This window comes from Maribacter sp. Asnod1-A12 (assembly GCF_045063735.1).
GTDB lineage: Bacteria > Bacteroidota > Bacteroidia > Flavobacteriales > Flavobacteriaceae > Maribacter.
Genome location: NZ_JBEFNZ010000006.1, coordinates 2,507,105 through 2,519,546, shown reverse-complemented (window position 1 = coordinate 2,519,546; position 12,442 = coordinate 2,507,105). Strand labels below are relative to the sequence as shown.

Genomic DNA, 12,442 nt, shown 5'->3' with positions numbered 1-12,442 from the left:
CTAAAGATCAAAAACCGAATTTCGTTTTGTATAAATCAAATCTTTTATTCTTAGCCAAAAAGCCAAGAACAGATAAAGTGCAAACCCAAAGCCTACGGTAACAAAGGTGAGATAAATGAATGATGTTCTTACCACTCTAGCCCTTATACCTAATCTTTCCGCGATTCTACCGCATACCTCATACCCCCGTTTTTGAAAATAATGTAGTAACTTATAAAATACGTTCATGGGCTATAAAATTAGACTTTTATATTCATTAATGAAGCCCCTACCGCACAATCTAAACATTTGTCTTTTACACAATAGTTAGTATATAACTGAAGGTATGCCTGAGAATCCTTAGCGTTTTCAAGCCTTTCGCCTACCTTACCAAAGTTAGTTATAATACTGTTTTCTTCCTTTTTAATTTCTGACATCATTTTTAGAAACCTCTCATTATCTAAACCACCTTTATACCTACTAAAAGCAAACTTTAAAGGAATTATAGTATTTATAAGCAGTAAATTCAAAAACGAAGTTGAAATTCTTTTTTTACTTTTTTTCGATACCTTACCAAAGTTAAAATGGGTTTCCCAATATTCAGATGTTCCTATATTTAAGATTTCAGAAAAGTCAGGCTGAGCACTTTCTATCAATAAATGAAATAGGTTATTATTCTCGGAATATAGGGCGCTCAATTGAGCTAGTCTAATAGTTGGGAAATTTGATGGCCTTAAACGAAAAAACTCTGGAGACTTAAAAACAGGGCTTAAACCGAACTTGTGTTTTAAGAATTCATACTCCTTTTTTAATTCCGCCAAATAGGTGTCATTGCTATTTTTTCTATCCAATAAATTTGCTTGCCCAAAAAACAAGCTTTCCATTTGTATGGGTTTGTCATACAACTTACGGATAATTGAAAAATCAATTGACTTTCCAATCTCAATAAACGATTCTCTATTGATTTTAGACCCAAAGGTTTTCAAAAGCATTAAAAACAACACTTGCTCCCAGTCATTGTTTGTTTCCTTTAATAGTTGATTAATAAAAACAGATTTCTGTTCTAATCGCTCCACAAATAAACGATTAAGCCAATTGCTCTTTAAAAACTCATCAACATCTTTAAACTCGTTTTCACAATTAATGAATTTATAATTTTTACTATTAAAAAGTCCTTGATAGGTATGCAGTAACTTTAAGGGTATGATTTCTTTTAAAGACAAAGTGGGTATTTCCGTTCCATCCTTTCTAAAAACAGCTACATCATCTTCCCATACCACATGCAAAATAACATTATTGTAGTTATCATCTTCTTGATGATTATGTGCATACCAATCTGATGATTTTATATGAATTTCAACATTTCCTGCCCATAATTGACCGTTTAATTCTATTTGAGCATTAAAAAAATCTGGACCACTCAAATGATTGTGCAGACCTGCAGATACTACATGTACTACTTCGCCAGACGTAGTCACAAGTCCCTTTAAGGGGTACTTCTTGTACTTCCAAATAAAATGAAGCAAGTCTTCCTTCATTCTATAAAAATAAAAAACCCGCCGTTAAGCGGGTCATTTTTTTAAAAGAAATAAAACTAAGCTGTTTCGCCTTCCCAATTCATAAACCCTCCTTGAAGGTTAAATGTCTTGTCAAAACCTAAGTTATTCATAATTGCACATGCTTGACCACTTCTTGCGCCAGACCTACAATACACATAATAATTTTTAGTTTTATCTAGCTTCTCTATTTCCGCTACAAACTCTGGTCCTTTATAAATATCAATGTTTATTGCATTAGGTATAATCCCATCCTCTATTTCTTCTTCTGTTCTAACATCTAGTATTACTGCATTAGAATCTTTCTCTAATTGCTCTTCCCAATCTTGTTGTGATAAATCTGCCATAGTATATATTATAAGTAGTAAAAATAATCGATTTTTATTTATTAGAATACTACACACGAATTTAACAAATTTTTAATCTACACCTAAACTGGAATACTAAATATAATTATACATTTGTATATACAATTATTGTATCAACATGAATGTAGAGGAAATCATTAAAACCAACCAACAGATGCCGTTAGAGAAACGGACGCTTATTCATATAGCTTTGGTTGCCAATAAAATTGACGAAGAAATAGCAACGGTACTTAAACCTTTTGATGTCTCTATTCAACAATTTAATGTTTTAAGAATTCTTAGAGGTCAAAATGGCAAACCAGCTAATCTTTCTACCATCAACGAAAGAATGGTTACAAAGATGAGCAACACCACTCGCCTAGTAGATAAATTAATCTTAAAAGGTTTAGTCAATAGAACTATCTGCCTAAAAAACAGGCGCAAGGTAGAAATTGTAATCACAGAAAGTGGCTTACAAATGCTAAGCAATATTGATGGAATACTTTTTGAAGCCGAGAAGAGAATGCTTGAAAATTTTGACGAGACAGAATTACACGAACTCAATGAACTATTAAATAAATTTTAAGAACTATAATGGACACATTACTAGATAAATTAAACTGGCGCTATGCCACTAAAAAATTCGATAACTCGAAAAAAGTAAGCAGCGAAAATTTAAATACATTATTAGAAGCAGCAAGATTAACAGCTTCATCATATGGTCTTCAGCCTTACCACATATACGTTATTGAAAATACGGACATAAGAACTCAACTAAGAAAATCTTCTTATGACCAACCTCAAATAACAGATGCATCTTACATCATTGTTTTAGCCAACAAACCTACTTTTGATAGCACTATGATAGATGAATATATTGCTAATATTATGGCAACTAGAGGTCTTTCCAAAGAAGATCTTGAAGGTTTTTCACAGACAATGAAATCAACTTTATTAGATTTACCAAATGCCCAAAAAAGCTCTTGGACATCAAACCAAGCATACATTGTATTAGGTAATTTAATGACGGTAGCGGCAGAAATGGAAATAGACACTTGCCCTATGGAAGGTTTTGAAAATGCAAAGTACAACGAAATTTTAGGTCTTAACGATAAAGGTTTAAATGCTGCGGTAGTTTTAGCTGTTGGCTATAAATCTTCTGAAGACGAGACCCAAAACTACCCTAAAGTGAGATATTCTAAAGAACAAATTATTACACATATATAAATTAAACACAATCATTTTAAAATTAGACACATGAAAAAATCATTATTAAGTTTAGTATTCGTTGCCGTTTTTGGATTTACAGCAACAGCTTCTGATCCTATCGACTCAGAGAAAAAAGAAGTAAAAGTTAGCGAAAGTTCAGTGACTTGGAAAGGTTATAAGGTTACTGGTTCTCATGAAGGAACCATCAATCTAAAATCTGGTCATTTAGAAATGAAAGGCAAAAAATTAATAGGTGGAGAATTTGTTGTTGATATGACTTCAATTTCCAATACTGACTTAGAAGCCGGTAAAGGAAAAGAAAAGCTTGAAGGTCACTTAAAATCCGCTGATTTCTTTGGTATAGAAAGTAACCCAACTGCAAAAATGGTATTTACTACTGTTAAAGCCATGAACGACAATTCATACACCGTAACTGGCGACTTAACCATTAAAGGTATTACAAAGCCTGTAACTCTTGTGGTTTCCATGTTTGAAAATAAAGCTACTGCAACTCTTAAGGTAGACAGAACAAAATATGACATCAAGTATGGTTCTGGAAGCTTTTTCGATAACCTAGGTGATAAAGCTATTTATGATGATTTTGATTTGGTTGTAGACTTAGCACTATAATCGTTTTAATACAATCAAATTACAACAATTTAAAATCCCTTTGATAAATTTCAAAGGGATTTTTATTTTTGACAAGCTAAAGTTTGATAGTTTAAATTTCCTTTTTATATTTGATGCTCAATGAAAAATTTAATCGCAAATACTTGGTGGTGGAACAACTTACGAAAAACATCGTGAGCAAAGCATCATTGTAGTAAAACTATATAAAGGCTTGTCATCACGACAAGCCTTCTTTATTTTATAAAAGTACCTATGACCTATCAATTTAAGACATATCACAAAAAAATTCTTGCCGACACCATGACGCCGGTTAGCGTTTACCTAAAAATAAGAGACCGTTTTCCTAATAGTATTTTATTAGAAAGTAGCGATTATCATGCTAACAATAATAGTTTCTCCTATATATGTTGCAACCCAATCGCTTCTATTAAAGTGGAGAATGAAATCATTGTCAAACAATTTCCTGATGGGGCCACTGAAGAAATTCAGATTACAGCAGATACTAATGTTGTAGAGATTATAGATACTTTCAGTAAAACTTTCAAAGCAGATAACAACGACTATAAATTCATTAATAACGGCTTGTTTGGTTATATGGCTTACGACGCCGTTCGGTATTTTGAAGATGTAGATATATCGGTTAAAGATGACTCTGTTCATATACCAGATATTTACTATGCCGTGTATCAAAATATCATTGCTATAAATCATTATAAGAATGAAGCTTACTTATTTGCCCACTGTTATAACACAGAGAATAATATTCCAGAATTGGAACAGCTTTTAAGTATTAGAAACTTTGCCACGTATAATTTTAAAATAGAAGGCAAAAGAGAATCTAATCTAGAAGATGCAGAATATAGAGAACATGTAGATTTAGCAAAAAAGCATTGTCAACGTGGCGATGTATTTCAGCTAGTTTTAAGCCGTCGTTTTTCTCAAGGTTTTAAAGGTGATGAGTTTAATGTGTATAGAGCTTTACGTTCTGTAAATCCGTCTCCATATTTGTTCTATTTTGATTATGGTGATTTTAAAATATTTGGCAGTTCACCAGAAGCACAACTTATCGTTAGCGAGGGAAAGGCTGAAATACACCCTATTGCAGGTACTTTTAAAAGAACCGGAAACGATGAACAAGATGCGCAACTTGCCAAACAACTAAAGACCGACGATAAAGAAAACAGTGAGCATGTTATGTTAGTAGATCTTGCCCGTAACGACCTTAGTAGAAACGGTAGTGTTGTGAAGGTAGAAAACTATAGAGAGGTGCAATTCTTCTCCCATGTAATTCACTTAGTTTCTAAGGTTACAGGAATGAAGAAAAGTGACATTCCTACCATGAAAGTGGTAGCTGACACTTTTCCTGCCGGTACATTAAGTGGCGCTCCAAAACACATGGCCATGCAACTTATAGAAAAATATGAAAAAACCAGTCGTGGGTATTATGGTGGCGCTATAGGTTTTATGGATTTTTATGGAAATTTCAACCATGCCATCATGATTAGAACTTTTTTAAGTAAAAATCATAAACTACATTATCAGGCTGGTGCCGGATTGGTCGCTGCATCAAACCCAGAAAGCGAACTACAAGAAACATATAACAAACTAGGCGCTTTGACCAAGGCATTAGAAATAGCTGAAGACATTTAAGATGAAGAAAATATTAGTTATAGATAATTACGATAGTTTCACTTATAACCTAGTGCATTATTTAGAGGAATTAGGTTGCGAGGTTATTGTAAAACGTAATGACCAACTTACCCTAGAAGAGGTTGATGCTTTTGATAAAATTGTACTTTCTCCAGGTCCAGGTATTCCTGATGAAGCTGGATTATTAAAACAAATCATCAAAAAATATGCACCTACCAAAAGTATATTCGGTGTTTGTTTGGGGCAACAGGCAATCGCTGAAGTATTTGGTAGTTCCCTAATAAATTTGGATGAAGTGTATCACGGTATTGCAACTAAAATAAAAATCACAAAAGATGATATTATTTTTGAAGGGCTTCCAAAAGAAATCGAAGTTGGCAGATACCATTCTTGGGTGGTAAATCCTGATTTGCCAGAAGTTTTAGAAGCTACTTCTTTAGATGAAAACGGACAAATTATGTCGCTACGTCATAAAACTTATAATGTTTGCGCGGTACAATTTCACCCAGAATCCGTGCTTACTCCAGAAGGAAAAAAGATGTTAGAAAATTGGTTGAAGGCTTAAGCTTAATTACCATATAATAAGCATTAAGATTTTACTTAATACAACTAAGAGAATGAAAGAGACACTTAATAAACTTATAAATCACGAAATACTTTCCAAAGAAGATGCGAAACGCATTTTGGTAAATATTGCGAAAGGTGATTACAACACAAGTCAGATTGCTGCTTTTTTAACAGTATATATGATGCGTAGTATTACTATTGAAGAACTTGAAGGATTTAGAGATGCATTGTTAGATTTATGTTTGGCAGTAGATTTATCTGCCTATAACCCTATTGATCTTTGCGGTACTGGTGGTGATGGAAAAGATACTTTTAATATTTCTACTCTTGCCTCTTTTGTTACAGCAGGCGCAGGAGTAAAAGTTACTAAGCATGGTAATTACGGAGTATCTTCTAAATGTGGTAGTAGTAATGTGATGGAATTTCTAGGGATAAAATTCAGTAACGACGCTGGCTTCCTAGAAAAATGTATAGATGAAGCTGGTATTTGTGTTTTACACGCTCCCCTATTTCACCCTGCCATGAAAAATGTGGCTCCTATTCGTAAAGATTTAGGCGTAAAAACGTTCTTCAATATGCTCGGCCCAATGGTGAATCCTGCTTTTCCTAAAAATCAAATGGTAGGTGTTTTCAACTTAGAGCTTGCCCGTATGTACGGATATTTATATCAGAAAACCGATAAGAATTTCACCGTTCTGCATGCTTTAGATGGGTATGATGAAATTTCTTTAACGGGAAGTACTAAAACCATTTCTAACCATACAGAAAGCATGCTAAAACCATCTGATTTCGGTGTAAAACAAATTAAACAAAGTGATATTGTAGGCGGAGATTCCATTGATACTTCTGCTCAGATTTTCTTGAATGTTTTACAAGGCAGAGGTACAGAGCCGCAAAACAATGTTGTGTGTGCTAATGCTGGTATTGCAATAGCTACAGTAAATAACCTTACACCTTTAGAAAGTTTTGAAAAAGCTAAAGAATCTTTATTGGGAGGACACGGACTAGCGGCTTTGAAGAAAATACAAGAACTAAGCAGAAATTAAGCATATTACTTCATACCTTGAAATGACGAGGTAATAAAGAACATATATTTCATGAATATTCTAGATAAAATAGTAGCCGATAAACGCAAAGAGGTTGAATTGAAAAAATCGATCATTCCGGTGTCGCAATATGAAGCATCTGTACTTTTTAATCGAAAAACTAACTCTTTAGCTCAAGCACTTAAAAATAGTGATACGGGTATTATTGCTGAATTTAAACGCAGATCGCCATCTAAAGAAAGTATTAACCAGAACGCAAATGTTGGTCAGGTAGCAATGGGTTATGAAAAAGCAGGAGTTTGCGGAATGAGCGTACTAACAGATATTAAATATTTTGGTGGTGCTATCGAAGATTTAATTTTAGCACGTGCATCGGCTCAACTTCCATTATTGCGGAAAGAGTTTATTATTAGCGAATATCAAATAATTGAAGCTAAATCATATGGCGCAGATGTTATTTTACTTATCGCAGCAATTCTAACAAAGCAAGAAATTAAGAACTATTCTGAACTAGCTAAAAGCTTAGGCTTAGATGTTTTATTAGAGGTACATAATGAAGAAGAACTTCATAAATCTATAATGCCAAGCTTAGATATGTTAGGAGTTAACAACAGAAACCTAAAAACTTTCGAGGTTAGTTTAGATACTAGCAAATCTTTATCGAAATTGATACCAGATGATTTCGTCAAAGTCTCTGAAAGCGGTATTAGTTCTATTGATGCCATCAAAGAATTAAAACCCTATGGTTATGAAGGTTTTTTAATTGGTGAGAATTTTATGAAGACAGAGAACCCAGGCAAAAGCGCCATTGAATTCATCAAAAACTTGAAAAACTAATGAAACTGAAAATTTGTGGAATGAAACTGAATATGACTGAAGTTGCTCAATTGCGACCAGACTATTTGGGCTTTATTTTCTGGGAACCTTCTTCTAGATTTTTTGAAGGTAAAATCCCCGAACTTTCACATACGATTAATAAAGTGGGCGTTTTTGTTGATGCTGAGTTAGATTATATCATTAATACAGTTCAGAAATATCAATTACAAGGACTGCAATTGCACGGTCATGAAACTCCAGATTATTGTACTAAAATTGCAGCTGAATTAAAGAAATTGAATCATAAAGTCGACATTATAAAAGTATTCTCTATTAAAGAGGAATTCGACTTTGATGTACTTACACCTTATGAAAATGTATGCGACTATTATCTTTTTGACACTAAAGGAAAGTTACCAGGTGGTAATGGTTACACATTTAATTGGTCTGTCTTAAAAGATTACCCTTCTACCAAACCTTTCTTTTTAAGCGGCGGTATTGGTCTAAATAATCTTGATAAGATTAATGAATTTATAAAAAGCCCGGAGTCTAAGTATTGCTATGCCATTGATGTAAATAGCAGATTTGAAATAGAACCGGGTTTAAAAAATATTGAAGAATTACAAAAGTTTAAAGAAGCGCTATGAATTATAATGCTGACGAAAAAGGATACTACGGTGAATTTGGCGGTGCCTTTATACCCGAAATGTTGTACCCAAACGTTGAAGAACTACGACAAAATTATTTAAAACTGATGTATGAAGATTCTTTTCAAAAAGAATTCAATCAGCTTTTAAAAGACTATGTTGGTAGACCTTCTCCCCTATATTTTGCTAAACGTCTTTCTGAAAAGCACGGCTGTAAAATATATTTAAAAAGAGAGGATTTAAACCACACTGGTGCGCACAAAGTAAATAATACCATTGGTCAGATTCTAATGGCTCAAAAGCTAGGTAAGACCAGAATTATCGCTGAAACTGGTGCTGGGCAACATGGTGTTGCCACCGCTACCGTTTGTGCCCTAATGGGCATGGAATGTATTGTGTATATGGGCGAAATTGACATTGCCCGTCAAGCTCCTAATGTTGCTCGTATGAAAATGTTAGGCGCAGAAGTTAGACCTGCAAAATCTGGTAGTAGAACCCTAAAAGATGCCACGAACGAAGCTATTAGAGATTGGATCAACAATCCGGTAGACACCCATTATATTATTGGGTCAGCTATTGGTCCACATCCATACCCAGATATGGTGACACGTTTTCAATCTGTAATTTCAGAGGAAATAAAGTGGCAATTAAAAGAAAAAGAAGGTCGTGAAAATCCTGATTATGTAGTGGCATGTATTGGTGGTGGTAGTAACGCAGCTGGTACGTACTATCATTTCTTACATGAACCTGAGGTTGGTATTATTGCGGTAGAAGCTGCAGGAAAAGGTGTAAATTCTGGTGAAAGTGCAGCAACTTCCGCACTTGGTAAAGTAGGTATTATTCATGGTTGTAAAACCATGTTGATGCAAACAACAGATGGTCAAATTACGGAGCCCTATTCTATTTCCGCAGGATTAGATTATCCTGGCGTTGGTCCAATGCATTCGCATCTTTACAAATCTGGTCGCGCAGAATTTTATTCGGCAACAGATGATGAAGCTATGGCTGCCGGATTGGAACTTTCACAATTAGAAGGTATTATTCCGGCTATTGAAACGGGACATGCGTTTGCAATTTTTGAACATAAAAAATTCAAAAAAGATGATGTTGTCGTTATCAGCCTTTCTGGTCGTGGAGACAAAGATTTGAATACATATATAGATTATTTTAAGTTAGCATAATACTATTATGAACAATAGAATTACAACAAAATTACAAGAAGACAAAAAGCTTCTTTCCATATATTTTACGGCTGGGTACCCTGCACTCAACGATACCGTTAAAATCATTGAAGATTTGGAAAAGAACGGGGTTGATATGATTGAAATAGGATTACCATTTAGTGATCCTTTAGCAGACGGACCAACAATTCAAGAAAGCTCTACTGCAGCATTGAAAAACGGAATGACTACCGAAGTACTTTTCAATCAATTGAAAGATATTCGCAAAACGGTCTCAATCCCATTAATTATAATGGGGTATTTTAACCCCATGCTACAATATGGTGTGGAGGCATTCTGTAAAAAATGCCAAGAAATCGGTATCGACGGACTCATTTTACCTGACCTTCCTCTTGATGTGTATCAGGATGAGTATGAGGCTATTTTCAAGAAATACGGGCTCATCAATGTTTTTCTAATTACACCACAAACTAGTGATGCTCGTATTCGTCAAATTGACGATGCTTCTGACGGATTTATCTATATGGTGAGTTCTGCAAGTGTTACAGGTTCAAAATCGGGCTTTGGTCAAGAGCAAGAAAATTATTTTGATCGTATAGCTTCCATGAATTTAAAGAATCCACGAATAGTTGGTTTCGGTATTAAGGACGAAGAAACTTTTAAGCAGGCAACTAAAACCGCCAAAGGTGCTATTATAGGATCTGCTTTTATTAAGCATTTGACTGCTAATGGAATTGAAAAAACCGCTGAGTTCACTAATTTAATACGCTAATTTGAAAGAGTTTTTAAATAATTGGAAATTAATTATTCTACTATGCCTTACCCTAGGCTTAGCACCGTTTTTTCCTGAGCCACATATTGTAGGCAAATTAAAATGGATTTTTGGTGGCGATAAAGGAATGGTCTTCATGGATTGGTTTGATGTTGTATTACATGGATTTCCGTTTATACTTTTAATTCGTTTAATTATTATGAAGATAATCAGCTCAAAAACCATCGATTAAATTGACCAATTTTTAGTCATTTAAATAATTGTAAGCACATTCTATATTTAGAAAATGAAAAAGGTTGTCTTAATTGGGCAACCTTTTTCATTTTCTACCCTACTTCTAAAACAGCCTTAACAAGTTTATTCATTTCTTATGTAGAAAACCTTAACAAATGCTACCATATAATTAGAGTACAGTTCCCTCCATTTTGCTTACATTTAAAGAATATATCCACGAGAACGAACATGAAAAAATTACTTACCCTTCTATTAATTATCACTCTTTATTCCGGTTACTCACAAGACTCTATTCTTATAAAATCTAAAGTTGCCAATGCAATTGTAGAATTAAGAGAATTTGTTGCCTTACCTAATGATGCCTTAAACACAGATGATATAGATACAAACCTTTATTGGCTTAGAAAAAAGTTTACCGAACGCGGCTTCAATAGTACCATTTTAGAGACAGAAGGCTTACCTCTTTTCTTTGCTGCCCTACCAATGGATGATACTAAACCTACCATCTTATTTTACATGCATTTAGATGGGCAATCTGTTGATGCTACTAAATGGGATCAGCCTGACCCTTACGCAGTAGTGCTAAAATCTAAAACTGATGATGGTTGGAAAAAAGAATCATTTTCAGATTTAGAAGATGACATTAATTATGACTGGCGACTTTTCGGAAGATCTACTTCTGACGATAAAGGACCTATTGTTATGTTTTTAAACGCCATTGATGCACTAAAAAAAGACGGTATTGAAATACCTTATAACGTAAAGGTCATTTTAGATAGTGAAGAAGAGAAAAGTAGTGCACCATTACCGCAAGCTGTGCGCACATATAAAGATTTACTTAAAGCTGACTTCTTAGTCATTAATGATGGTCCGGTTCATGTTTCTGGTAAACCTACCGTAATTTATGGTTGCAGAGGTATCACTACATTATCTATCACCACTCACGGACCTATTAAACCTCAGCATAGTGGCCATTACGGAAATTACGCTCCAAATCCCGGTTTTCAATTAGCGCAACTTCTAGCGACTATGAAAGATGTTGATGGAAAGGTTTTGATAAAAGGTTATTATGACGGAATAACCTTAGATGAAACAACATTAGAAGTTTTAAAGAGTGTGCCAGATAATATTGAAGAAATCAATAAAAACCTAGCAATTTTAACTCCTGAAAAAGTAGGTAGTTTTTATCAAGAAGCATTACAATACCCTTCTTTAAACATAAGAGGTTTGGGCTCTGGTTGGATCGGTGATCAGGCAAGAACAATTTTACCAGCTACAGCAACTGCAGAATTAGACTTAAGATTAGTTCCAGAATCTGATGGCAACAGACTTAAAAAATTAGTAAAAGAGCATATTAAAAACCAAGGCTTTCATGTTATGAGTACAGAACCAACTATGGAAGACCGTCTTAAATATGATAAGATTGTTACTATTAAAGAAGGTACGGTTACAGATGCCTTTCGTACAGATTTGAATAATCCGTTTGGGAATAGTATTGTAAAAACTATGGAAGCAAAATTTGGAGAAAAGCCTATTCAAATAAGAATAATGGGTGGTACTGTTCCTATTTCCCCTTTCATAAACGAACTGAAGATTCCGGCGTTTATAGTACCTATGGTCAACGCAGATAACAATCAACACAGTCCTAACGAGAATTTAAAAATAGGTCAGTTAGCTTATGGAATCGAAACATTTTACACCCTCCTAAGTACTAAAATGTAATATTCTATCATTATATGAGCTATAAATGCTCAGAAACCTATGGCAATAAATTATCAAAAATCAATAATGGCACCTGCAGTTAAACA

The 12,442-nt window shown here is 34.2% G+C and carries 15 protein-coding genes; 12 read left to right on the top strand and 3 right to left on the bottom strand.

The genetic code is table 11. The annotated features are described in order from the left end of the window. The 3 genes from ACJJVP_RS10730 to ACJJVP_RS10720 are packed head-to-tail and all read right to left on the bottom strand — an operon-like array spanning position 1 to position 1,882. Positions 1-228, bottom strand: coding sequence for a PspC domain-containing protein (locus tag ACJJVP_RS10730; RefSeq protein WP_073247339.1), 228 nt, complete (start codon positions 226-228; stop codon positions 1-3). Between the two features lie 11 nt (positions 229-239). Continuing rightward, positions 240-1,517, bottom strand: a complete 1,278-nt coding sequence (locus ACJJVP_RS10725) for a DUF2851 family protein (RefSeq protein ID WP_405413569.1) — start codon at positions 1,515-1,517, stop codon at positions 240-242. Positions 1,518-1,573: 56 nt separating this feature from the next. Beyond that, complete coding sequence (locus tag ACJJVP_RS10720) at positions 1,574-1,882, bottom strand: rhodanese-like domain-containing protein (RefSeq protein ID WP_396633720.1); 309 nt, start codon at positions 1,880-1,882, stop codon at positions 1,574-1,576. 139 nt (positions 1,883-2,021) lie between these two features. Between ACJJVP_RS10720 and ACJJVP_RS10715 the strand changes: the two genes are divergently transcribed. From ACJJVP_RS10715 to ACJJVP_RS10660, 12 genes are all read left to right on the top strand, one after another. Continuing rightward, positions 2,022-2,468: a MarR family winged helix-turn-helix transcriptional regulator gene (locus tag ACJJVP_RS10715; RefSeq protein ID WP_405413566.1), complete on the top strand. Its 447-nt coding sequence runs from the start codon at positions 2,022-2,024 to the stop codon at positions 2,466-2,468. A gap of 8 nt (positions 2,469-2,476) precedes the next feature. Next, the gene (locus ACJJVP_RS10710) at positions 2,477-3,109 is read left to right on the top strand and encodes an NAD(P)H-dependent oxidoreductase (protein WP_405413564.1); all 633 of its coding nucleotides are present in this window, start codon (positions 2,477-2,479) and stop codon (positions 3,107-3,109) included. A gap of 30 nt (positions 3,110-3,139) precedes the next feature. Continuing rightward, a complete protein-coding gene (locus tag ACJJVP_RS10705; protein WP_405413560.1) occupies positions 3,140-3,721 on the top strand; it encodes a YceI family protein in 582 nt (193 codons plus the stop codon). Positions 3,722-3,973: 252 nt separating this feature from the next. Then, positions 3,974-5,371 carry an anthranilate synthase component I family protein gene (locus ACJJVP_RS10700; RefSeq protein ID WP_405413550.1) on the top strand — a complete coding sequence of 466 codons (1,398 nt, stop codon included), beginning with the start codon at positions 3,974-3,976 and terminating at the stop codon, positions 5,369-5,371. 1 nt (position 5,372) lies between these two features. Continuing rightward, a complete protein-coding gene (locus tag ACJJVP_RS10695; RefSeq protein WP_405413549.1) occupies positions 5,373-5,936 on the top strand; it encodes an anthranilate synthase component II in 564 nt (187 codons plus the stop codon). A gap of 52 nt (positions 5,937-5,988) precedes the next feature. Then, positions 5,989-6,984, top strand: a complete 996-nt coding sequence (trpD, locus tag ACJJVP_RS10690) for an anthranilate phosphoribosyltransferase (protein ID WP_405413547.1) — start codon at positions 5,989-5,991, stop codon at positions 6,982-6,984. A 51-nt stretch (positions 6,985-7,035) separates the two neighbouring features. After that, positions 7,036-7,821 (top strand): indole-3-glycerol phosphate synthase TrpC, encoded by a 786-nt coding sequence (gene trpC / locus ACJJVP_RS10685; protein WP_405413544.1) that lies wholly within the window; start codon positions 7,036-7,038, stop codon positions 7,819-7,821. Next, positions 7,821-8,447: a phosphoribosylanthranilate isomerase gene (locus ACJJVP_RS10680; RefSeq protein WP_405413542.1), complete on the top strand. Its 627-nt coding sequence runs from the start codon at positions 7,821-7,823 to the stop codon at positions 8,445-8,447. Before trpC ends, ACJJVP_RS10680 begins: the two co-directional genes overlap by 1 nt. Next, positions 8,444-9,628, top strand: coding sequence for a tryptophan synthase subunit beta (gene trpB / locus ACJJVP_RS10675; protein ID WP_036155979.1), 1,185 nt, complete (start codon positions 8,444-8,446; stop codon positions 9,626-9,628). Before ACJJVP_RS10680 ends, trpB begins: the two co-directional genes overlap by 4 nt. Positions 9,629-9,635: 7 nt before the next feature. Then, positions 9,636-10,400: a tryptophan synthase subunit alpha gene (gene trpA, locus ACJJVP_RS10670; protein WP_405413538.1), complete on the top strand. Its 765-nt coding sequence runs from the start codon at positions 9,636-9,638 to the stop codon at positions 10,398-10,400. A 1-nt stretch (position 10,401) separates the two neighbouring features. Continuing rightward, complete coding sequence (locus ACJJVP_RS10665) at positions 10,402-10,632, top strand: hypothetical protein (RefSeq protein ID WP_405413535.1); 231 nt, start codon at positions 10,402-10,404, stop codon at positions 10,630-10,632. Positions 10,633-10,862: 230 nt separating this feature from the next. Further along, a complete protein-coding gene (locus tag ACJJVP_RS10660) occupies positions 10,863-12,356 on the top strand; it encodes a M20/M25/M40 family metallo-hydrolase (protein WP_405413534.1) in 1,494 nt (497 codons plus the stop codon). Positions 12,357-12,442: the final 86 nt, after the last annotated feature.

What these genes read in the sequence shown, in the direction of transcription:
- ACJJVP_RS10705 (WP_405413560.1), top strand. Translation starts at nt 3,140, where the DNA reads ATGAAAAAATCATTATTAAGTTTAGTATTCGTTGCCGTTTTTGGATTT.
- trpD (WP_405413547.1), top strand. Translation starts at nt 5,989, where the DNA reads ATGAAAGAGACACTTAATAAACTTATAAATCACGAAATACTTTCCAAA.
- ACJJVP_RS10715 (WP_405413566.1), top strand. Translation starts at nt 2,022, where the DNA reads ATGAATGTAGAGGAAATCATTAAAACCAACCAACAGATGCCGTTAGAG.
- ACJJVP_RS10660 (WP_405413534.1), top strand. Translation starts at nt 10,863, where the DNA reads ATGAAAAAATTACTTACCCTTCTATTAATTATCACTCTTTATTCCGGT.
- ACJJVP_RS10680 (WP_405413542.1), top strand. Translation starts at nt 7,821, where the DNA reads ATGAAACTGAAAATTTGTGGAATGAAACTGAATATGACTGAAGTTGCT.
- trpC (WP_405413544.1), top strand. Translation starts at nt 7,036, where the DNA reads ATGAATATTCTAGATAAAATAGTAGCCGATAAACGCAAAGAGGTTGAA.
- ACJJVP_RS10725 (WP_405413569.1), bottom strand. Translation starts at nt 1,517, where the DNA reads ATGAAGGAAGACTTGCTTCATTTTATTTGGAAGTACAAGAAGTACCCC.
- trpA (WP_405413538.1), top strand. Translation starts at nt 9,636, where the DNA reads ATGAACAATAGAATTACAACAAAATTACAAGAAGACAAAAAGCTTCTT.
- ACJJVP_RS10700 (WP_405413550.1), top strand. Translation starts at nt 3,974, where the DNA reads ATGACCTATCAATTTAAGACATATCACAAAAAAATTCTTGCCGACACC.
- ACJJVP_RS10710 (WP_405413564.1), top strand. Translation starts at nt 2,477, where the DNA reads ATGGACACATTACTAGATAAATTAAACTGGCGCTATGCCACTAAAAAA.
- trpB (WP_036155979.1), top strand. Translation starts at nt 8,444, where the DNA reads ATGAATTATAATGCTGACGAAAAAGGATACTACGGTGAATTTGGCGGT.
- ACJJVP_RS10730 (WP_073247339.1), bottom strand. Translation starts at nt 228, where the DNA reads ATGAACGTATTTTATAAGTTACTACATTATTTTCAAAAACGGGGGTAT.
- ACJJVP_RS10720 (WP_396633720.1), bottom strand. Translation starts at nt 1,882, where the DNA reads ATGGCAGATTTATCACAACAAGATTGGGAAGAGCAATTAGAGAAAGAT.
- ACJJVP_RS10695 (WP_405413549.1), top strand. Translation starts at nt 5,373, where the DNA reads ATGAAGAAAATATTAGTTATAGATAATTACGATAGTTTCACTTATAAC.